The sequence below is a fragment of the Stenotrophomonas sp. FR010 genome (assembly GCF_047520755.2).
Lineage (GTDB): Bacteria > Pseudomonadota > Gammaproteobacteria > Xanthomonadales > Xanthomonadaceae > Stenotrophomonas > Stenotrophomonas sepilia.
Window position 1 is genome coordinate 68,794 of record NZ_JAXBQT020000014.1, and the last position, 20,084, is coordinate 88,877.

The window sequence follows — 20,084 nt, forward strand, 5'->3', positions numbered from 1 at the left end:
ACCGGCACGGGCGCGCAGGCCGCTACAATGCGGGTTTGCCCTTGAACCGGACCGCCATGCAAGACCAGATCATCCAAGCGTTGCGCCAGAACGAGGCCGACCAGGCCGTGCAGCTGGCCCAGGCGTGGACCCGTGATGAACCCGGCCAGGCCGAGGCCCACCGCTGGCTGGCGCTTGCGCTGCAGCAGCAGGGCAAGGCCGAGGACGCGATGGAAGCCCTGCAGCAGGCGCTGCAGCTGGCCCCGGACAACGCCCAGCTGCACCTGCAGCACGCCGGCCTGCTGCTGGCCCTGCGCCAGTTCGACGGCGCCGGCGAAGCACTGACGCGCACCACCGGGCTGGACCCGAACGCATTCGCCGCGTACCTGATGCAGGCCCACCTGGCGATCGGTCGCAACGATTTCGATGAAGCGCAGCGCCTGTCCACGCTGGCCTCGCGTGTCGAGCCGGACCACCCGGAGCTGCTGACCATCGATGGCATGATCGCGCTGCGCCGCGATGATGCCGATCGCGCGCTGACGCTGCTGTCGGCCGCCAACCAGGCCCTGCCCAACGACATCCGCGTGCTTTACGCACTGGGCTTCGCCTACCTGGGCAAGAACATGCTGGCCTTCGCCGAGCAGGCGTTCCGCCGCGTGCTGGAACTGAACCCGACCATCGCCTCGTTGCATGGCCTGGTGGTGCAGCTGGCCATGCGCCAGGGCAACCTAGAAGCTGCGGCAGAAGCGATGCAGATCGCGCTGCAGCAGGAAGGCCTGGATACGCCTTCGATGCGCCGCCTGGCTGGTGAACTGGCACTGCGCAGCGGCCAGCCGCTGCAGGCGCTGGAACACCTGCTGCCGTTGCTGGAATCGCTGCCTGATGACCGCGACGTGCTGCAGCTGCTGCTGATGTCCTGGCAGCGCCTGGGTCGCGAAGACGAGGCACGCGCACGCCTGGATGCCGCCCTGGAGCAGCACCCGCAGCTGCACGACCTGTGGCTGGCACGCCTGGCGGTGGAGGAGGTCGGCAGTGCCACCGCCGCCGCCACGGTCGAGCGCTGGATGGACGCGATGCCGGGCCACCTGCCGGCGCTGGAAGCGCGCCTGCGGCTGCACGACATGGTGGGCGAACACGCGCAGGCCGAAGCGATCGCCGAGCGTATCGTCAGCCTCGAACCGGGCCGTGTCAGTGGCGAAACCCGCCTGGTCGAAGGCCTGCTCCAGCGCGATCCGGCCGCTGCCGTCGCCCGCGTGCAGGCGCTGATCGGCATGGCGCCGGAAGGCCACCGTGCCGACCTGCGCACCTGGCTGGGCGAGATCCAGGATCGCGCCGGGCAGCACGAAGACGCGCTGCAGACCTGGCTGGCCCTGCAGGCCGACCAGGCCCCGCAGCGCCTGCCGCTGCCGCCGCAGGCCAAGGCACCGCCGAGCTGGCCGGACAAGGGCGAGATCGACGGTGATGCCACTTCCGCGCCGATCTTCCTGTGGGGTGCGCCGGGGTCGGGCGTGGAGCGCGTGGCGACCGGCCTGGCTGCGGCCAGCCCGGTGCTGCGCAGCGACCGCTATACCTCCAACGCACCCGACGACGCGTTCCAGAACTACCACACGCTGCAGGACCTCGCTTCGGGCGTGCTGACGCCGGAGCGGCTGGTGCAGCGCTGGCGCGAACAGCTGCCGTCGCGCGGCGTGCAGGACGACGCGATCATCGACTGGCTGCTGTGGTGGGACAACGCGCTGCTGTGGGCGCTGCGCCCGCAGTTGCCGCAGGGCCGCCTGCTGGTGGTGCTGCGCGATCCGCGCGACATGCTGCTGGACTGGGTGGCCTACGGTGCCGCCGCGCCGCTGGCGATGACCTCGCTGGCCGAAGCCAGCGAATGGCTGGCGCGCGCGCTGGCCCAGGTCGCCGCCCTGCACGAGGACGATCTGTACCCGCAGGTGTTGCTGCGCATCGACCAGATCGGCAACGATCCGCAGGCGATGGCCGAACTGCTGGGCCGACTGTTCGAGCGGCCGATGCCGCCGGCCGCGCAGCTGGGCGCGCCGCGTTTCCCGCCGGGCCACTGGCGCAACTACCGCGACGTGATGAGCGCCGCCTTCGCCAAGCTCACCCCGATCGCGGTGCGCCTGGGTTACCCGGAAGAGTGAGGACACGCCGATGCAACTGAGCAGCCACAGCCTGACCAACGGTGCACCGATCGACCGCGAATTCGCCGCAGGCGATGCCGCGGGCTTCGCACCGGACCGCAATCCGCACCTGGCCTGGAGCGATGTGCCGGATGGCACCCGTTCGTTCCTGCTGGTATGCGTCGATCCGGACGTGCCGACCGTGCCGGAGACGGTCGGCCGCACCGACATGAGCGTGCCACGCGACCAGCCCCGCTGTGATTTCGTGCACTGGGTGATGGCCGATATTCCGGCTTCGGTGCGCGAGATTGCCGCAGGCAGCTGCAGCGACGGCTTCGTGGTGAAGGGCAAGACCACGCCGGCCGGGCCGGCCGGCAGCCGCCAGGGCCTGAACGACTTCACCGGCTGGTTCGCCGGCAACCCGGACATGGCCGGTGACTACCTGGGCTACGACGGCCCCTATCCGCCGTTCAATGACGAGCGCGTGCACCGCTACTTCTTCCGCGTGTTCGCGCTGGACGTGGCATCGCTGCAGCTGCCGGCACGCTTCACCGCCGCCGACGCGTACCGGGCCATGCACGGCCACGTGCTGGCCGAAGCGGCACTGCACGGCACCTACACGTTGAATCCGGCGCTGGGCTGAGGCTGCATAACGGGTCGTGCCGGCCGCTGGCCGGCCACGTCCGTGTGTTGCTGCATTCGCCCGTGGCAGCCGGCCAGCGGCCGGCTCTACCGCTGGCGAAGACGGGCGACCCTGCGGCCGCCCTTTTCATTCGTCCGTACCGGCTACCGGCGCGAACACCAGCACATCGCCATGCGCATTGCGCAGCAGCAGGCGGCCACGCTCATCCAGCGCAAGCGTCATCTCTGCGCGTGCATTCACCAGCGTGCCGGCGACACGTTCCTGTTCGGCCACCTCGGCCCGCATGCAAGCGGCTGTGGTGATGATGCCGCCCTCAAGAAGCAGCCGGTCACCTTGCAGGTGATAGGTGCTGCTTGACTGGTTGCACAGGTTCAACTCGCTCATGTAGCCGGGTTGGAAGCGCAGCGTGTAGGGCGGTCGACCGCGCACGAACAACGCATCAATGCGCCGGCCCTGCGCGTCGGTGGCGCGCGCGAGTTGCCACGGATGTGCCTCGAGCTGCCCGGTGGTGGGCGTGCTGGCAGCGGCCACATCCGTAGACATGGCCAGCAGCGCGGCAATGATGAGGGCGGGGACGTGCTTCATGCCGATCTCCCTGATGCATGCGGGTAGTGCCGGCCGTTGGCCGGCAACATCCGCGTGTTGGCGGTGCTCCGCAAGGCAGCCGGCCAGCGGCCGGCTCTACCCACCACGAAGAAGGGCGACCTCGCGGCCGCCCTTCAAGAGCCAGTCGACTAACAGTCGGCTCTACATCACTTCTCGATGGCCGACTCGACCACCATGTCCAGCACGTAGGCCTGCGACGGCGCATCGGCCGGTGGGTTCTTCACTTCGTAGCGCTTCACGCGCACTACGTTGCGCACGCCGTCTTCGTGGGTGTAGCCCTCGATGTTGCCGTAGAAGTTCTCGAACTTGCCCGGCTCACCCTGCTTCAGGCCCTTGTCGTCGAACTTCACTTCGCGCACCTGCAGGCACTGGTAGTCCGGAATCAGCGGGTGCGAGCACTTCTCGGTCTTCGCGGCCACTTCCAGGAACACGGTTTCGCCGGCGCCGCCGTAGCGGGTTTCAGCGGTCGGTTCCGGGTTGAACACCAGCACGTCGCCCTTGGCGTTGGTCAGGGTCAGCTTGCCATCGGCATCCTGCTCGGCCTTCAGTTCGCCCTGCAGGCGGCTCGACACGGCTTCGTCCAGCGCCATCAGCGCCTTGTCGGTGCAGGCCATCATGGTCGAGGCCATCGCACTGACCGTCAGCTTGCCGTCGGCCAGGGTGTAGCCGCCGCCCATGCGGTTGCAGGTGTTGCTGACCGACAGGCGGCCATCAGCGAAGTCCAGGGTGACCGGCTTGTCTTCGCGGGCGAACAGCGCGTCGATGCGCTTGCCGTCGGCGCCGGTGGCCTGCTGCAGCAGCCAGTGCTGGCTCTGCAGGCGCTGCGCATCCAGGTGCGCCAGCGTCTGCTGGTCCGCTGCCTTGGTCGCGGCCGGGGCCACGTCGTCGCCGCCATTGCCGGCCGGGGCCGGGGTCTGGCTGCAGGCGGCCATCAGGGCCAGCGGGAGGAGCAGGGTGAGCTTGCGGTTCATGGTGATTCTCCTTGGGGAACCGTGGGGGAAACGGGGTGGGGCCGGCTATGGGGTTACCGTGCCCCAGTGCTGTTCAGCTGCCGGAGGGCAACCACAGCAGCAGCGCCGCGCCCAGCGCGATGCGGTAGAGGGCGAAGGCGGTGAACCGGTGCGACTTGATGTAGCCCATCAGCCACTTCACTACGACGAAGCCGGTGATGGCCGCGGCAAGGAAGGCCACGCCCACCTCGGTCCAGTTCTCGCTGCCCAGCTGCCCGTCCCTGGCCAGTTCCAGGAAGGTGTAGGCGCTGGCGGCGAACATGGTGGGAATGCCGACCAGGAACACGAACTCGGCGGCAGCGGCGCGGCGGCTCAGGCCCAGCAGCATGGCCAGGAAGATCGCCGAGGCCGAGCGCGAGGTACCGGGGAACACGCCCGCCACCACCTGCGCCAGGCCGACGCCGATCGCCACGGTCCAGGTCACCTGGTCGCGGTCGGGCAGGCGCGCGGTGTAGGCCTCCACCAGCAGCATCCAGACGCCACCGATGATCAGTGCCCAGGCCACCGGGCTGACCGTCTCCGGCAGCGACCAGCCGGCCTTGCGCACCACCAGGCCGACCACGGCGGTGACCAGGAAGGCGGCGCCCAGCTTGAACACGTACTCACGGTTCTCGCGTTGGTCCAAGCCGGTGGCCAGCTGCAGCAGGCGCTGGCGGAACACCAGCACCACGGCCACGATCGCGCCAGCCTGGATGACGATGTTGAAGAAGTCCGAGCGGGCACCCAGCCAGTGCTGGGCGATGAGCAGGTGGCCGGTGCTGGAGATCGGCAGGAATTCGGTCAAGCCTTCGAGGATGCCCAGCAGCAGGGCGGAGAGCAGGTCGGACATGGACGGTGCGGGCACGGGCGGCGGAAGGAAGGAGGTCGAGAGGATAGACGATCCCTGCTGCACCAAACGGGTGCGTCTGATGGCGGGTGCACCGGTTTGGTGCGCACCGTTCTGCACCGGCGCGGAGCAGCCATATTGAAATCAACGACTTGCGGGTATCGAAAAGTTGGCACGGTCATTGCTGTACCTCAGCAGGCATTCATCCCCATCCGAGGTCGTACCGATGTCCGTGGAAAACGTTGAGAAGCTGATCAAGGACAACCAGATCGAGTTCGTCGATCTGCGTTTCGTGGACATGCGTGGCGTCGAGCAGCACGTCACCTTCCCGGTCAGCATCGTCGAACCGTCGCTGTTCGAAGAAGGCAAGATGTTCGACGGCAGCTCGATCGCCGGCTGGAAGGGCATCAACGAATCGGACATGGTGCTGCTGCCGGACCCGTCCAGCGCGTACGTCGATCCGTTCTACGCCGATCCGACCGTCGTGATCAGCTGCGACATCCTCGATCCGGCCACCATGCAGGCCTATGGCCGCTGCCCGCGCGGCATCGCCAAGCGTGCCGAGGCCTACCTGAAGTCCTCCGGCATCGCCGAAACCGCGTTTTTCGGCCCGGAGCCGGAGTTCTTCATCTTCGACTCGGTCCGTTTCGCCAACGAAATGGGCAACACCTTCTTCAAGGTCGACTCGGAAGAAGCGGCGTGGAACAGCGGCGCCAAGTATGACGGCGCCAACAGCGGCTACCGTCCGGGCGTGAAGGGCGGCTACTTCCCCGTCCCGCCGACCGACACCCTGCACGACCTGCGCGCGGAAATGTGCAAGACCCTGGAACAGGTCGGCATCGAAGTGGAAGTGCAGCACCACGAAGTGGCCACCGCCGGCCAGTGCGAGATCGGCACCAAGTTCAGCACCCTGGTGCAGAAGGCCGACGAGCTGCTGCGCATGAAGTACGTCATCAAGAACGTCGCGCACCGCAACGGCAAGACCGTCACCTTCATGCCCAAGCCGATCGTCGGCGACAACGGCAGCGGCATGCACGTGCACCAGTCGCTGTCCAAGGGCGGCACCAACCTGTTCTCCGGTGACGGCTACGGTGGCCTGAGCCAGCTGGCGCTGTGGTACATCGGCGGCATCTTCAAGCATGCCAAGGCCATCAATGCCTTCGCCAACTCGGGCACCAACAGCTACAAGCGCCTGGTGCCGGGCTTCGAGGCGCCGGTGATGCTGGCCTATTCGGCCCGCAACCGTTCGGCGTCGTGCCGCATTCCGTGGGTCTCCAACCCGAAGGCGCGCCGCATCGAAATGCGCTTCCCGGATCCGATCCAGTCCGGCTACCTGACCTTCACCGCGCTGATGATGGCCGGTCTGGACGGCATCAAGAACCAGATCGACCCGGGTGCACCGAGCGACAAGGACCTGTACGACCTGCCGCCGGAAGAAGAGAAGCTGATCCCGCAGGTCTGCTCCTCGCTGGACCAGGCGCTGGAAGCACTGGACAAGGATCGCGAGTTCCTGAAGGCCGGCGGCGTGATGAGCGATGACTTCATCGACGGCTACATCGCGCTGAAGATGCAGGAAGTGACCAAGTTCCGCGCGGCCACCCACCCGCTGGAATACCAGCTGTACTACGCCAGCTGACCGGGCGCGATGGCGGTGGGTTCCCCCTCCCACCCGCCGCCATCGCTTCCGTTCTCGCGGCTGGGGAGCCGCGGTTGTAGGGGGTCAGATCCGTTTCGCGCCGCGAAAGGGCTCTGACTCCACCCCAGGGGCAAGAGAGAGACCGGATACGCGACCAGGGCCGCCCTCCCTCCCGCGTCGGTCGTGCAAGGAGAGAGGCACGGCCGTCCCGGCCCTGTACGTGTCCGGTGCAACAGCCACGGTCATCACCTGATGACCCGTGGTTGCCTGATGCCAACGCGCGCTGGCGCGCTGGCCCCATCCACCATCGGGACATGCGCATGAAACTGATCTCCGCCATCATCCGACCGTTCAAGCTCGACGAGGTCCGCGAGGCCCTGTCCGATGCAGGCGTGTCGGGCATCACCGTGACCGAAGTGAAAGGTTTCGGTCGCCAGAAGGGCCACACCGAGCTGTATCGCGGCGCCGAGTACGTCGTCGATTTCCTGCCCAAGATCAAGATCGAAACGGTGGTCACCGACGAGCGTGCCGACGCGGTGATCGAAGCGATCCAGTCGTCGGCAGGCACCGGCAAGATCGGTGACGGCAAGATCTTCGTCACCGCCGTTGAACAGGTCATCCGCATCCGCACCGGCGAAATCGGTGCCGACGCGCTGTAACCCCCTTCCGGAGATTCCCCCCATGAAGATGCGCCTTCTCACCGGGTGGCAAGCCCGGTTCCACCTGGTGTGCCTGCTGATGCTGCTCAGCGCGCTGGCCGCCGGTGCCTGGCCGGGCAGCGCCCACGCCCAGGCCCAGGTCTCGCCGTTGCCGAGCGAAAGCGTGGCGGTCGAGCCGTTGCACGATCCGGCCGCCAGCGCCGCTGCGCCGGCCGTGGCCGAAGCGGCCGCCGCGTATGATCGTGGAGACGTCGCCTGGATGCTTACCTCCACGTTGCTGGTGCTGCTGATGGTGGTGCCCGGTCTGGCCCTGTTCTACGGCGGACTGGTGCGTTCGAAGAATGTGCTGTCGGTGCTCAGCCAGATCCTGGTGGTGTTCTCGCTGGTGCTGCTGCTGTGGGTGGCCTACGGCTACAGCGCGGTGTTCAGCGCCGGCAATCCATTCTTCGGTTCGTTCACCGAGTTCGCCTTCCTCAAGGGCTTCACCCCGGATTCGGTGGGCAACACGCCGATCAAGGGCCTGCCGGATTACCTGTTCGTCGCCTTCCAGTCGACCTTCGCCGGCATCACCACCGCGCTGATCGTCGGTGCCTTCGCCGAGCGCATCAAGTTCCGCGCGGTACTGCTGTTCTCGGCACTGTGGTTCACCCTCAGCTACATCCCGATGGCACACATCGTCTGGGGCGGCGGCTACCTGGGTGAACTGGGCGCGATCGACTTCGCCGGCGGCACCGTGGTGCACATCAATGCGGGCGTGGCCGGCCTGGTCGGCGCGTGGTTCGTCGGCAAGCGCCTGGGCTACGGCCAGACCGCGCTGAAGCCGCACAACGTACCGTTTACCTACATCGGCGCGATGCTGCTGTGGGTGGGCTGGTTCGGCTTCAATGCCGGTTCCGCCGCCGCCGCCGATACCGTGGCCTCGCTGGCCTTCCTCAACACCGTGCTGGCCACCGCTGCTGCCGTGCTTGGCTGGACCCTGGTGGAGGCGATCGGCAAGGGCAAGCCGTCGGCGCTGGGTGCGGCCTCGGGTGCGGTGGCCGGGCTGGTCGGCATCACCCCGGCCTGTGGCACCGTCGGGCCGCTTGGCGCGATCGTGATCGGCTTTGTCGCCGGCGTGGTCTGCGTGTGGGGCGTGACCGGTCTCAAGCGCCTGCTGAAAGTGGACGACACGGCCGACGTGTTCGGTGTGCATGGTGTCGGCGGCATCGTCGGCGCGATCCTCACCGGCGTGTTCAGTGCACAGTCGCTGGGCGGCACCAAGGCCGATCTGGATATCGCCCACCAGGTGTGGGTGCAGGTGGTCAGCGTCGGCCTGACCGTACTGTGGTCGGCGGTGGTGACCGCGGTCATCCTGCTGGTGGTCAAGGTCGTGGTCGGCCTGCGCGTGACCGAAGAGGCCGAACGCACCGGCCTGGATGTGACTTCGCACGGCGAGTCTGCCTACGAGGCCTGAGGCATGACGGGCGGCCCTGCGGGGCCGCCTTTTGCGTTTGGTCGGTGCCAGGCTTGCCTGGCACTGCTCCTGCTCTGGTGGGTGCCGACCGTTGGTCGGCACGGCGGCATGCATCATCGCGCCTGATCGCGCACAATCGGGCCATGCCCCCGATCCGCACGTCCCTGATGCTCTCGGCCTGCCTGCTGGTGGCCGCCTGCGCCTCCACGCCGCAGGAAACCCGCAACCCGCTCGCGACCTGGGTGCCATCACCCAACCAGAATGCGCGCTCGCCGGTCATCATCGTCATCCATCACACCGAGCAGAAGTCGGTGCAGCAGAGCCTGCATACGCTGCGTACCGCCAACAGCGGTGGGCCGGTCAGTGCGCACTACCTGATCGGCGCCGATGGCCATCGTTACCAGCTGGTCGCCGATGAGCGCCGTGCCTGGCACGCCGGGGCCGGGCGCTGGGGCACCATCACCGATCTCAATTCGGCCTCGATCGGCATCGAACTCGACAACGACGGCCGCAGCCCGTTCAGTGCGGCACAGATCGAATCGCTGATCCTGCTGCTGCGTGATCTCACCACGCGCCTGAACATCCCGCCGCGCCAGGTGATCGGCCATGCCGACCTGGCGCCTACGCGCAAGCAGGATCCGAGCCGGTTCTTCCCGTGGCAGCAGCTGGCCGAGGCCGGGTTCGGCGTGTGGCCGCGCGCGGCCGATGGTGCCGCACCGGAAGGCTTCGATGGGTGGAATGCGCTGGCCCGCTTCGGTTATCCGCTGGACAACCGCGACGCCACCGTCGCCGCCTTCCACCGCCGGTTCCGTGGCCGCGACGACCTGCCGAAGACGCTGGATGCCGAGGACGCCCGTATTCTGCATTCGTTGCTGCTGCAGATGCCGTGACCCCGCGCATGAACGCTTGACCCCGCGCTGGGTTGCCGCCCAGCGGCCGGCACTCCACCATGGCGGCATGATCGATTCCGCTACCTTCTTCAAGCGCAAGCACTGGACCCTGTTGGCAGCGGCGGTGCTCGCCGGTTGCGCCACCACTGCTCCCCGCACGGGCTCCGAAGCGCCCACGCCGCCCACGCCGCCGGCGGCCACCTACGCCAAGGTCGACTGGAAAGCCCTGCCCGCAGTCTCCGACGCTGATCTGCAGGCCGGCTTCGTGGCCTGGCGCAGCAGCTGCACCCGCCTGAAGAACGATGCGGTCTGGGCCAAACCCTGCGCCACTGCCGTCGCAGTATCAGACAAGGACCCGGCCGCGATCCGCCAGTTCCTGCAGCGCGACCTCGATGCCTACGCGCTGCGTGCCGGTGGCCACCAGGCCGACGGGCTGATTACCGGCTACTACGAGCCGATCTACCCCGGCAGCCTCACCCGCACCGACAAAGCGACGGTGCCGGTGTACGGCACGCCGGATGATCTGGTGGTGGTGCAACTGGACAGCCTCTACCCGGAACTGAAGGGCAAGCGCCTGCGCGGTCGCGTCGAAGGCAAGGTGCTCAAGCCCTATGACGACGCCGGCACCATCGCGGCCAAGGGCGCCAAGGCGCCGGTGCTGGCCTGGCTGACCGACCCGATGGACCTGCAGCTGCTGCAGATCCAGGGGTCTGGCCGCGTGCGCCTGGCCGATGGCACGCAGGTGCGGCTGGCCTATGCGGAACAGAACGGCCACCCGTACCGCGCGATCGGTCGCTGGCTGGTGGAGCAGGGCCAGCTGAAGAAGGAAGACGTCACCATGGACGCGATCCGCGCCTGGGCACGGGCCAACCCCGCGCGCGTACCGGAACTGCTGCGCAGTAACCCCAGCTACGTGTTCTTCGTGCGCACCCCGGACAGCCCGGAGGGGCCACGGGGTTCACTGAACGTGCCGCTCACCGCGGGCTACAGCGTGGCGGTGGATCGCACCGTGGTACCACTGGGCAGCCTGCTGTGGCTGTCCACCACGCGCCCGGACGGCAGTCCGGTGGTGCGCCCGGTGGCCGCGCAGGACACCGGCGGCGCCATCGCCGGCGAAGTGCGCGCGGACCTTTACTGGGGCAGCGGCGATGCCGCCGGCAAGCTGGCTGGCGACATGAAGCAGAAGGGCAACATCTGGATGCTGTGGCCGAAGGGCGTGCCCCTGCCGAACTGAACCAGCAGGAGTCGGATCCCTTCCAAAGGAAAGGGCTCTGACCCCGGATGCCTGATAATGGCGCCATTCCGCAATTTCCGGCCGCGCCTGCGGCCAGGGCTCCTGCAATGACCTACGCAAAGCACACCGCAAAATCCGGCGCGAAATCTGCCGCAAAGAAGTACTACAAGCACTGGGCCGAATCGGGCCTGGGCAAGGGCAACGTGCTGATGGAAGCGCGTGGCGAGAAGATCGTGCGGCAGGTGGAAATCTACGGGACCAAGATGGTCTGGGCCGACGAGCATGCCCACAGCGACGACCGCTTCCTGCTGGCCGACCAGCCAGTGTCGTTCCTGGATTTCGACGAGGACGACGAAATTTCCGCGCGTGAATTCGAAGCCGCCTGGAAGAAGGCACGGGAAGCCACCGGCTACCCGGTGTAATCCCCCCGGCAGCCGCCCTTGTAACGCCGAGCCTTGCTCGACGCTGCAAAAATCGGGCGCGTGAAATGTTATATGATTACATTTCACCGTAACCGCCCCTTCCCATGAAGACTCCCACCCTTGTGGCCGCCCTCGCCGCCGCACCGTTTGCCCCTGAAGCCTTCGCACAGTCGGCCGACGCCGCGCTCACTCTCGGCAAGGTGCAGGTGCACCAGCACGGCGAAGGCCAGCTCAGTGCGCATCAGGTACTGACCTCGGTGGATGTCCTGGGTGCAGACCAGATCGAAAACCGCAACGTCTCGCACAGCTGGGAACTGCTCGGGCAGATGCCCGGCATCCAGCTCACCGAAACCCGGCAGGGCGCCGAATCGGGCAAGGTCAGCTTCCGCGCCTTCAACGGCGAGGGTTACCTCAATGCCATCAAGACGCTGATCGATGGCATCCCCAGCAACGTCAACAGCGGCAACCAGCGCTTCATCGACATGCTGTTCCCGCTGGACATCAGCTACATCGAAGTGGTGCGCGGTACCAACGACCCGCGCTACGGCCTCCACAACATCGGCGGCAACGTGAACTTCGGTACGCGCCAGGGTGGCAGCTACACCGATGCGCGCCTGGCCTACGGCAGCTATAGCACCCGCGATGCGCAGCTGGCAGTCGGCCGTGAAGCCGATGGCTTCGCGCAGAACTATTTCGTCGGCACCCAGGCCAGCGACGGCTACCGCGACCACGACACCTCGAAGAAATATTCGCTGGGCGGCAAGTGGTTCTACGGCTCGCTGGACGACGGCCTGCGCGGGGGCCTGACCGCCCGTGCGTACCACCACGAAGCCGACGAACCCGGCTTCATGACCGCCGACGAGCTGCGCACGCACCGCCGTGGCAGCGAGCTGCGCAACGGCAACGATGGCGATGACCGCGACATGCGCCAGCTTGCTGCGCACCTGGACATGAAACTGTCCGACGCAATCACCTTCGGCACCCGGCTGTACTACAACCGCTACGAAGACGACCGCCGCGTGACCTTCAGCGACCTGCCCACCGGCAACCTGCCGCGCCAGCGCCGCGTATGGGACGAGCGGCAGCATGGCCTGCTCAGCACGCTCACCTGGCAGGCCAGCCCCACGCTCACCGTCGAAGGTGGCCTGAACTACGAGCAGCAGGACAACGGCTACCTCCGCGAGCGCTACGCCTACGCCGAACCCACTGATTTCAGCCAGCCCCCAGCGCGGGTGCAGAACAATGATCGCCACAGCTTCGACAACTGGGGTGCCTACGTCCAGGCCGTCTACCAGCCCGTCGAGGCCTGGAAGATCGTGCCGGCCTATCGTATCGATCGCTTCAGTGGCAGCACGCACCTGATGAACGGCGTCAGCGGCCGCCTGCAGGACTACGGCAGCATCGGCCAGCCCAAGCTGAGCGTCATCCACAGCCTGGGCCAGACCACCCATGTCTACGCGAACTGGGGCCGCACCTTCCAGGTACTGACCGGCTCCACCGCACCGGGCTACCTCACCCCAGGGCAGGCACCGATGCAGCCGTCCACCAACACCGGCATGGAGCTGGGCCTGAAATTCCAGCCGTTTGCCGGCAGCCAGGCACGCCTGGCGATGTGGCAGCAGGACGCGGAAAACGAGGTGTCCAACATGCCGGCCACCGGCACCACGGTCACCCTGGGCAAGACTCGCCGGCGCGGCGTGGATGCGCAGTTGAGCCTGCAGCTGGGCGACGACTGGACGGTATGGGCGTCGCACGCCTACCAGGAAGCGAAGATCACCCGCGACGACCGCGATGCCAGCATTTCCCTGCAGGGCCGGGAAGTGGCCGCCACCCCGCGCCACATCAGCAACCTGGGCGTGGACTACCGCGCCACGGATGCGCTGCGGCTGGGCCTGCAGGCGCGTGCACAGGGCGATTACTACCTGGAAGAGCGCAACGTGGCCGGCAAGTTCGGAGGCTTCGCCGTGCTCGACCTCAGCGCGGCCTACCAACTCACCCCGCGTTTCAGCGTGGACCTGCAGCTGAAGAACGTGACCGGCCGCGAGTACGCCTACGCCTGGTACGACAGCTTCTTCTGGGACAGCGCACGCCCGATGTTCTCGCCGGCCCCGGGTCGCAGCGTGTTCGTCGGCCTCAACATGAAGCTGTAACCGGCCACGCATGTGGTCGTGGTCGAGCTTGCTCGACCTGCGGCAGGGGGTCAGAGCCCTTTCCAGGCGGAAAGGGCCCTGACCCCGAACCCCGCGTTTTGCACTACATTGGTGCAATGTCCGCCCCCTCTCCCCCGCCGTCCCTCGATGCCCTGGGCACGCCGCTGGCCTGGGCCGGGGCCGATGGCCGCATCATCGGCTGCAATCCGGCCTTCGGGCGGTGGCTGGGCGTCAGCGGGCGCCGCCTGCTGGGCCAGCCATTGGCCGCGCTGGAAGTGCAGGGCGAGGCACTGGCCCATTTCCTTGCCCGCGATGAGCGCGACAGCCTGCGCCTGAACCGGCTGGCGCTGGCGGTGCCCGGCGAAGCGCCGCGCTTCGCCGAGGGCTGGATGAGTCGCCGCGACGATGGTGGCTGGCTGCTGGAGGCGCATCCGGTCGATGAGTTCCCCGGGCTGGACCCGACCCAGGCCCTGCCCAGCGCGCTCAGCGCGGCGCTGAAGGGCTTGGCCCACGAGCTGCGCAACCCGCTGGCCGGGTTGAAGGGTGCGGCCCAGCTGCTGGCCCGCCGCGCGGCCCAGCGCGAGGCCAGCGAACGCGAGCTGATCGAGCTGATCGGCTCGGAGATCGAGCGCCTCAACGGCCTGCTCGACCAGCTGCTGTCGCCGGCCCCGGCCGCACCGCACGCCGAACTGAACATCCATGCCGCGCTCGAGCGCGTGCTGCGCCTGGCCGAGAACGAGGCCGGCTGGGCGGTACGCCTGCAGCGTGACTACGACCCCAGCATTCCCGAATTCCATGGCGATGCCGACCGCCTCACCCAGGCGGTGTGGAACCTGGTGCGCAACGCGATCCAGGCCGGCGCCGGCAACATCACCCTGCGCACCCGCGTGGAGCATGGCGTGCGCATCGCCGAGCAGCTGCACACGCTGGCGCTGCGCCTGGAAATCGCCGACGACGGCCGTGGCGTGCCGGAGGAACTGGCCGAACACCTGTTCCTGCCCTTGGTGAGTGGCCGCGCCGAAGGCACCGGGCTGGGCCTGGCGCTGGCCCAGCAGGTGGCGCGCGAGCATCGCGGCACGCTGACCTACCGCTCGCGCCCGGGCCATACCGTGTTCACCCTGCTGTTGCCGATCGGCAACGGCGCCGCCCCGGCCGAGGAGGCCCCGCGCGATGTCTGAGTTCCCCACCACCGCGCAGCGCATCTGGGTAGTCGATGACGATCGTGCCGTGCGCTTCGTGCTGTGCACCGCGCTGCGCGAGGCGGGCTACCAGGTTGTCGATTTCGACAGCGCTGCGGCTGCCCTGCAGGCCCTGGGCGAAGGCGCGCCGCCGGCGCTGCTGTTCACCGATGTGCGCATGCCCGGCGACGATGGCCTGGTGCTGCTGGACAAGCTCAAGGCCGCGTTGCCGCAGCTGCCGGTGGTCGTGATGTCGGCCTATACCGATGTGGCCAGCACGGCCGGTGCGTTCCGCGGCGGCGCGCATGAATTCCTGTCCAAGCCGTTCGACCTGGACGATGCGGTGGCATTGGCGCAGCGGGTACTGCCGGCGGTGGCGCCCGCGCTGGCCGCTCCCAGTCCCGCCACCGAAGCGCCCAGCGACCAGCCGCCGCAACTGGTGGGTGATACGCCGCCGATGCGCGCGCTGTTCCGCGCCATTGGACGCCTGGCGCAGGCACCGCTGGCGGTGCTGATCACCGGCGAGACCGGCACCGGCAAGGAGCTGGTGGCCAATGCGTTGCATCGCGAATCGCCGCGCGCGCAGGGTCCGTTCGTCGCGCTCAATACCGCTGCAATCCCATCCGAGCTGCTGGAAAGCGAGTTGTTCGGCCACGAGGCCGGTGCCTTCACCGGTGCGCAGCGCCGCCATATCGGCCGCTTCGAGCAGGCCAACGGTGGCACGCTGTTCCTTGACGAGATCGGCGACATGCCGCTGCCGTTGCAGACCCGGTTGCTGCGCGTGCTGGCGCAGGGCGAGTTCTTCCGCGTCGGTGGCCGCGAACTGATCCGCGTCGATGTGCGCGTGGTGGCCGCCACCCACCAGGACCTGGAAGGGCTGGTCGCGCAGGGGAAGTTCCGTGCCGACCTTCTGCATCGCCTGGACGTGGTGCGCCTGCAGCTGCCGCCGCTGCGCGAGCGCCGCGAGGACATCGCACAGCTGGCCAGCACCTTCCTGGCCGCCGCCGCACGCAGGCTGGACACGCCACCGAAGCGCCTCACCGCCGCAGCGCTGCAGGCGCTGCGCGAACACGACTGGCCCGGCAACGTGCGCGAACTGGAAAACGTGTGCTGGCGGATGGCCGCGCTGGCCGCCGCCGACACCATCGGCGTGGCCGATGTCGATACCGCGCTGAACCGTACGCGGGGCCGTCGCGGCAGCATCAGCGGTGCCGATCCAGGCCAGTGGGAAGTGCTGCTGGCCGAATGGGCGCGCCGCCAGCTGGCCGAAGGTGTGGAAGGGCTGCATGCGCAGGTGCGCGAGCGGGTCGACCATGCGCTGCTGGAAGCGGCGCTTCAGATTACCCATGGCCGCCGCGCCGAAGCCGCTGCCCGCCTGGGCCTGGGCCGCAATACCCTTACCCGCAAGCTGGGCGCCGGGCGCCGCCGCGGGGGCCATTGAACGGTCCCTGCACGCGATCCTCGCGCCCGCTTGCCGAACCGTTGATCGTTCATGGACGATGCAATGCTTAGTGTCACCTGCAAGGAGTCTTCGATGCGTCTGTCCTTTGCCATCCTGCCGTTGTCCGCCGCCGTGCTGCTGTCTGCCTGTGGCAGTGCGCCGAAGAAGGCCGAACCCACGCCGCCACCGCCGACCGTGGTCAGTGCTGCGGAGCAGGGCGAGGCCAATCTCGCGCCGGCCTCGGCCAGCATCGTCAGTGGCCGCATCGCACTGATGGTGGAGCCCGGTGGCATCCACATCACCGGCCTGGTCGGTGGCCTGCAGCCGATGCAGCAGGCCGGCTTCCACATCCATGAGCGCGGCGACTGCAGTGCGGTGGATGCCAGCAGTGCCGGCAATCACTTCAATCCCGGTGGTGCTGCGCATGGCCGCGCCGGTACCGGCAAGCACCACCTGGGCGACATGGACAATCTGCGTGCCGATGCCCAGGGCCGCGCCAACGTCGATATCCACCTCAAGGGGGTTACCCTTGGCGGAGGCGCCGCCACCGATATCGCCGGACGCGCACTGGTCGTGCATGCCAACGCCGACGACTATCGCCGCCAGCCCGCCGGCAATGCCGGCGTCCGCATCGCCTGTGGCGTGATCCGGGTCGTCCGCTGATCACTGCAGGCATCATCGAGGGAGAGATTCCAATGCGTCTGATCCACACTTCGCTGTTTGCGGCCATCGCCGCGCTGGGCCTGGCGGCCTGCAACCAGCAGCCCGCCGCGCCGCAGACTGAAACCCCGCCGGCCGCGCCGGCTGACGGCGCCACCACCGAGCCGGCTGCAGCCCCGGCACCGGCGGCTGCACCGACGGGCGATGCTTCGGCAACGGCCGAACTGGCACCGACCCAGGGCAACGAAACCAAGGGCAGCGTCACCTTCAAGGTGGTTGATGGCAAGGTCCACGTGACCGGCCAGATCACCGGCCTGAAGCCGGGCAGCGAACATGGCTTCCACATCCACGAGAAGGGCGACTGCAGCGCGCCGGACGGCATGAGCGCCGGCGGTCACTTCAACCCGGGCAAGCAGGATCACGGCAACGTCGCCACCGATCCGCACCACGGCGGCGACATGCCCAACATCAAGGCCGACGACAAGGGCGTGGCCACCATCGACGGCCCGGTGTCGAGCAACGTCAACATCGGCAAGGGTGATGATTTCGACATCATCGGCCGCGGCCTGATCGTTCACGCCGATGCGGACGACTACAAGACCCAGCCGACCGGCAACGCCGGCGCGCGCCTGGCCTGTGCGGTGATCCAGAAGGCGCCGTAAGCGCGCTCCTGCTGGAAATGGAAAACGCCGGCGCAAGCCGGCGTTCTTCTTGATCGGTAGTGCCGGCCGCTGGCCGGCAATCGCAGATCCGGACGTTGCCGGCCAGCGGCCGGCACTACCCGACTTCAGCGCGCCAGCAGCTCGCGTGCGTCCTGACCGGCCTCGCAGTGCACGAACAGTACCGGCACGCCATGTGCTTCCAGCACCGCGGCCATCTGTCGCTGGCGCATCAGGAACTGCTCGTAGATGCCCTTCAGGCGATCGCAGTCGTTCTTGCTGTGGCTGTAGTGCGCGCACCAACCGGCCGGGTCGAACAGCGCCATGCGTGCTTCGCCATGCGTATAACGCAGCAGCGGCTCGGGCGCGGCATTGAGCCACTCGTCCTCGCCCGGCGCCATGATCGCGGTCTCGATCAGCGGCCACAGTGCGGCCAGGCCCTGGTTGTCGTACTGCATCGACATCATCGCGGCCAGGTCGTTCACAGTGAAATAGCGCGCGTGCTCGATGCGGGCACCGAAGGTGTTCTGCGCCATCAGCGCGGTGTCGGCATGCGCCATGCCGTTGGCCAGCAAGGTTTCTTCCAGCGCATCGGCGACCGCGTTGGTGGTGGCCACATCGCTGCCGGTCAGCAGGAACGGCACCACGCGCAGGCCACCGCCCACCAGGGTGGCATCGGCCTGGAACGGCAGTGGCACGTCACCCTCGGCATCGGTACCGAAGGCCAGCAGGCGCGGGCCCTGGTTGCGGCCCGGGGCACGCATCTGCAGCTCTTCCAGGCGGCGATGGATCGGCCAGCCCGGGCGCAGCACTTCGGCCGGGTCGAAATGCGCGGCGGCGAACACCAGGTCCAGCTCGGCGACCTGCGGCACCAGCTTGGCCAGGTCACGGCCGACGCGTTCGGCCAGTTCACCGGCCTGTTCAGCGCTGAGCACGGCCTGGCGGGGGATTTCGCCGCCGGCCAGTTCCAGGGCCAGCACGCCAAGGGCATTCATCGCGGGGTCGGGTTTGCTCATGGTTCCACGGTTGGCCCATCACAGGGCGGCAGCTACACTTGGCTCCATTATGCCTGCTCCGTCGTGCAGGCCATGTTGCAGACACCCTCATCCATGCCAGGTATCTCCATGCCCAACGCTCGTCCCGTCGCCATCCTCGGTGGCGTCCGCATTCCGTTCTGCCGCCAGAACACCGCGTATTCGGATGTCGGCAACCTCGGCATGTCGGTCCGTACGCTGGGCGCGCTGGTCGAACGGTTCGGCCTGCATGGCCAGCAACTGGGTGAAGTGGCGATGGGCGCGGTGATCAAGCATTCCAGCGACTGGAACCTGGGCCGCGAAGCGACGCTGTCGTCCGGCCTGTCGCCGCTGACCCCGGGCATCACCCTGCAGCGTGCCTGCGGTACCTCGCTGGACAGCATCATCACCGTGGCCAACAAGATCGCACTGGGCCAGATCGAATCGGGCATCGGCGGTGGTTCGGACACCACCTCCGACGTGCCGATCGTCTACGGCAAGAAACTGCGTGCACGCCTGCTGGCGGCCAACCGCGCCAAGAGCACCGGCGACAAGATCCGTGCGCTCACCGCCGGCTTCAAGTTCTCCGAGCTCAAGCCCGAGTTCCCGGGCGTGGCCGAGCCGCGCACCGGCAAGAGCATGGGCGACCACTGCGAGGACATGGCGAAGGAGTGGAACATCTCGCGCGACTCGCAGGATGAGTGGGCGGTGTCGTCGCACAAGAAGCTGGCTGCCGCCTACGAGCGTGGCTTCTTCAACGACCTGATCGCACCGTTCCGTGGCGTCGAGCGCGACAACATCCTGCGCCCGGATACCTCGCTGGAAAAGCTGGCGACGCTGAAGCCGGCGTTCGACAAGGTTTCAGGGCGTGGCACGCTCACTGCCGCCAACTCCACCCCGCTGACCGACGGTGCCGCTGCGGTACTGCTGGCCAGCGAAGAGTGGGCACGCGCGCATGGCCATGAACCCCAGGCTTACCTGCGTGACGCGCACGTGGCCGCGGTGGACTTCGTGCACGGCGAAGGCCTGCTGATGGCACCGACCATCGCGGTGCCGGAGATGCTCAAGCGCAACGGCCTGACCCTGCAGGACTTCGACATCTACGAGATCCACGAAGCCTTTGCCGCGCAGGTGTTGTGCACCCTGCGTGCGTGGGAGAGCGAGGATTACTGCCACAACCGTCTGGGCCTGGACGCGCCGCTGGGCCGCATCGACCCGGACAAGATCAACCTGCTGGGCTCGTCGCTGGCCACCGGCCACCCGTTCGCCGCTACCGGCGCACGCGTGATCGCCACGGCAGCCAAGCAGCTGGCCGAACGCGGCGGTGGCCGCGCACTGGTGTCGATCTGCACCGCCGGCGGCATGGGCGTGGTGGCGATCGTCGAACGCTGAGCATCACGGTAGTGCCGGCCGCTGGCCGGCAGCGCTGGTACGAAAACGCCGCCCAATGGGCGGCGTTTTTGTTGTTGCTCCGCTGGCCGGCATCCACCGGAGCAACA

The 20,084-nt window shown here is 67.8% G+C and carries 18 protein-coding genes; 14 read left to right on the top strand and 4 right to left on the bottom strand.

From position 1 onward, the window contains the following. Positions 1-56 precede the first annotated feature (56 nt). Positions 57-2,126 (top strand): tetratricopeptide repeat protein, encoded by a 2,070-nt coding sequence (locus ACM0PK_RS13945; RefSeq protein ID WP_072167383.1) that lies wholly within the window; start codon positions 57-59, stop codon positions 2,124-2,126. A gap of 10 nt (positions 2,127-2,136) precedes the next feature. Beyond that, positions 2,137-2,748, top strand: a complete 612-nt coding sequence (locus tag ACM0PK_RS13950; protein ID WP_088496479.1) for a YbhB/YbcL family Raf kinase inhibitor-like protein — start codon at positions 2,137-2,139, stop codon at positions 2,746-2,748. Between the two features lie 126 nt (positions 2,749-2,874). On the opposite strand, the gene ACM0PK_RS13955 is transcribed toward ACM0PK_RS13950, so the two are convergent. The 3 genes from ACM0PK_RS13955 to ACM0PK_RS13965 all read right to left on the bottom strand — a co-directional run bounded on the left by ACM0PK_RS13955 (position 2,875) and on the right by ACM0PK_RS13965 (position 5,193). Further along, a complete protein-coding gene (locus ACM0PK_RS13955; RefSeq protein WP_072167381.1) occupies positions 2,875-3,333 on the bottom strand; it encodes an META domain-containing protein in 459 nt (152 codons plus the stop codon). A 167-nt stretch (positions 3,334-3,500) separates the two neighbouring features. Then, a complete protein-coding gene (locus ACM0PK_RS13960; protein ID WP_005420968.1) occupies positions 3,501-4,325 on the bottom strand; it encodes an META and DUF4377 domain-containing protein in 825 nt (274 codons plus the stop codon). A gap of 73 nt (positions 4,326-4,398) precedes the next feature. Beyond that, the gene (locus tag ACM0PK_RS13965; protein WP_151355288.1) at positions 4,399-5,193 is read right to left on the bottom strand and encodes an undecaprenyl-diphosphate phosphatase; all 795 of its coding nucleotides are present in this window, start codon (positions 5,191-5,193) and stop codon (positions 4,399-4,401) included. Positions 5,194-5,416: 223 nt separating this feature from the next. Here ACM0PK_RS13965 and glnA point away from each other — a divergent pair, with 223 nt between their 5' ends. From glnA to ACM0PK_RS14020, 11 genes are all read left to right on the top strand, one after another. Continuing rightward, positions 5,417-6,826, top strand: a complete 1,410-nt coding sequence (glnA, locus tag ACM0PK_RS13970; protein WP_061479380.1) for a type I glutamate--ammonia ligase — start codon at positions 5,417-5,419, stop codon at positions 6,824-6,826. A 320-nt stretch (positions 6,827-7,146) separates the two neighbouring features. Then, positions 7,147-7,485, top strand: coding sequence for a P-II family nitrogen regulator (locus tag ACM0PK_RS13975; protein ID WP_004134334.1), 339 nt, complete (start codon positions 7,147-7,149; stop codon positions 7,483-7,485). Positions 7,486-7,507: 22 nt separating this feature from the next. Beyond that, entirely contained in the window at positions 7,508-8,938 is a 1,431-nt protein-coding gene (gene amt, locus ACM0PK_RS13980; RefSeq protein WP_134968126.1) for an ammonium transporter, read from the top strand. A 143-nt stretch (positions 8,939-9,081) separates the two neighbouring features. Next, the gene (locus ACM0PK_RS13985; RefSeq protein ID WP_180886259.1) at positions 9,082-9,828 is read left to right on the top strand and encodes an N-acetylmuramoyl-L-alanine amidase; all 747 of its coding nucleotides are present in this window, start codon (positions 9,082-9,084) and stop codon (positions 9,826-9,828) included. 67 nt (positions 9,829-9,895) lie between these two features. Then, positions 9,896-11,062 carry a murein transglycosylase A gene (mltA, locus tag ACM0PK_RS13990; protein ID WP_111201261.1) on the top strand — a complete coding sequence of 389 codons (1,167 nt, stop codon included), beginning with the start codon at positions 9,896-9,898 and terminating at the stop codon, positions 11,060-11,062. A gap of 107 nt (positions 11,063-11,169) precedes the next feature. Next, positions 11,170-11,484 (top strand): hypothetical protein, encoded by a 315-nt coding sequence (locus ACM0PK_RS13995; protein WP_005420957.1) that lies wholly within the window; start codon positions 11,170-11,172, stop codon positions 11,482-11,484. Between the two features lie 104 nt (positions 11,485-11,588). Continuing rightward, a complete protein-coding gene (locus tag ACM0PK_RS14000) occupies positions 11,589-13,634 on the top strand; it encodes a TonB-dependent receptor (RefSeq protein ID WP_414606755.1) in 2,046 nt (681 codons plus the stop codon). A 116-nt stretch (positions 13,635-13,750) separates the two neighbouring features. Further along, positions 13,751-14,812: a two-component system sensor histidine kinase NtrB gene (locus tag ACM0PK_RS14005; protein WP_111201247.1), complete on the top strand. Its 1,062-nt coding sequence runs from the start codon at positions 13,751-13,753 to the stop codon at positions 14,810-14,812. Next, positions 14,805-16,253 carry a nitrogen regulation protein NR(I) gene (gene ntrC, locus ACM0PK_RS14010; protein ID WP_111201246.1) on the top strand — a complete coding sequence of 483 codons (1,449 nt, stop codon included), beginning with the start codon at positions 14,805-14,807 and terminating at the stop codon, positions 16,251-16,253. The genes ACM0PK_RS14005 and ntrC overlap by 8 nt, the downstream gene beginning before the upstream one ends. Positions 16,254-16,346: 93 nt before the next feature. Further along, positions 16,347-16,916 (top strand): superoxide dismutase family protein, encoded by a 570-nt coding sequence (locus ACM0PK_RS14015; RefSeq protein ID WP_414606754.1) that lies wholly within the window; start codon positions 16,347-16,349, stop codon positions 16,914-16,916. 32 nt (positions 16,917-16,948) lie between these two features. Beyond that, positions 16,949-17,575: a superoxide dismutase family protein gene (locus ACM0PK_RS14020; RefSeq protein WP_053497798.1), complete on the top strand. Its 627-nt coding sequence runs from the start codon at positions 16,949-16,951 to the stop codon at positions 17,573-17,575. A 125-nt stretch (positions 17,576-17,700) separates the two neighbouring features. Here the strand turns inward: ACM0PK_RS14020 and ACM0PK_RS14025 are convergent, their stop codons facing one another. Further along, positions 17,701-18,588, bottom strand: a complete 888-nt coding sequence (locus ACM0PK_RS14025; RefSeq protein WP_111176809.1) for a hypothetical protein — start codon at positions 18,586-18,588, stop codon at positions 17,701-17,703. A gap of 93 nt (positions 18,589-18,681) precedes the next feature. Between ACM0PK_RS14025 and ACM0PK_RS14030 the strand changes: the two genes are divergently transcribed. Then, complete coding sequence (locus tag ACM0PK_RS14030) at positions 18,682-19,977, top strand: acetyl-CoA C-acetyltransferase (RefSeq protein ID WP_414607893.1); 1,296 nt, start codon at positions 18,682-18,684, stop codon at positions 19,975-19,977. Positions 19,978-20,084 lie beyond the last annotated feature (107 nt).

Coding starts and splice junctions, on each gene's coding strand:
- ACM0PK_RS13945 (WP_072167383.1), top strand. CDS start 57: ATGCAAGACCAGATCATCCAAGCGTTGCGCCAGAACGAGGCCGACCAG.
- ACM0PK_RS13950 (WP_088496479.1), top strand. CDS start 2,137: ATGCAACTGAGCAGCCACAGCCTGACCAACGGTGCACCGATCGACCGC.
- ACM0PK_RS13955 (WP_072167381.1), bottom strand. CDS start 3,333: ATGAAGCACGTCCCCGCCCTCATCATTGCCGCGCTGCTGGCCATGTCT.
- ACM0PK_RS13960 (WP_005420968.1), bottom strand. CDS start 4,325: ATGAACCGCAAGCTCACCCTGCTCCTCCCGCTGGCCCTGATGGCCGCC.
- ACM0PK_RS13965 (WP_151355288.1), bottom strand. CDS start 5,193: ATGTCCGACCTGCTCTCCGCCCTGCTGCTGGGCATCCTCGAAGGCTTG.
- glnA (WP_061479380.1), top strand. CDS start 5,417: ATGTCCGTGGAAAACGTTGAGAAGCTGATCAAGGACAACCAGATCGAG.
- ACM0PK_RS13975 (WP_004134334.1), top strand. CDS start 7,147: ATGAAACTGATCTCCGCCATCATCCGACCGTTCAAGCTCGACGAGGTC.
- amt (WP_134968126.1), top strand. CDS start 7,508: ATGAAGATGCGCCTTCTCACCGGGTGGCAAGCCCGGTTCCACCTGGTG.
- ACM0PK_RS13985 (WP_180886259.1), top strand. CDS start 9,082: ATGCCCCCGATCCGCACGTCCCTGATGCTCTCGGCCTGCCTGCTGGTG.
- mltA (WP_111201261.1), top strand. CDS start 9,896: ATGATCGATTCCGCTACCTTCTTCAAGCGCAAGCACTGGACCCTGTTG.
- ACM0PK_RS13995 (WP_005420957.1), top strand. CDS start 11,170: ATGACCTACGCAAAGCACACCGCAAAATCCGGCGCGAAATCTGCCGCA.
- ACM0PK_RS14000 (WP_414606755.1), top strand. CDS start 11,589: ATGAAGACTCCCACCCTTGTGGCCGCCCTCGCCGCCGCACCGTTTGCC.
- ACM0PK_RS14005 (WP_111201247.1), top strand. CDS start 13,751: ATGTCCGCCCCCTCTCCCCCGCCGTCCCTCGATGCCCTGGGCACGCCG.
- ntrC (WP_111201246.1), top strand. CDS start 14,805: ATGTCTGAGTTCCCCACCACCGCGCAGCGCATCTGGGTAGTCGATGAC.
- ACM0PK_RS14015 (WP_414606754.1), top strand. CDS start 16,347: ATGCGTCTGTCCTTTGCCATCCTGCCGTTGTCCGCCGCCGTGCTGCTG.
- ACM0PK_RS14020 (WP_053497798.1), top strand. CDS start 16,949: ATGCGTCTGATCCACACTTCGCTGTTTGCGGCCATCGCCGCGCTGGGC.
- ACM0PK_RS14025 (WP_111176809.1), bottom strand. CDS start 18,588: ATGAGCAAACCCGACCCCGCGATGAATGCCCTTGGCGTGCTGGCCCTG.
- ACM0PK_RS14030 (WP_414607893.1), top strand. CDS start 18,682: ATGCCAGGTATCTCCATGCCCAACGCTCGTCCCGTCGCCATCCTCGGT.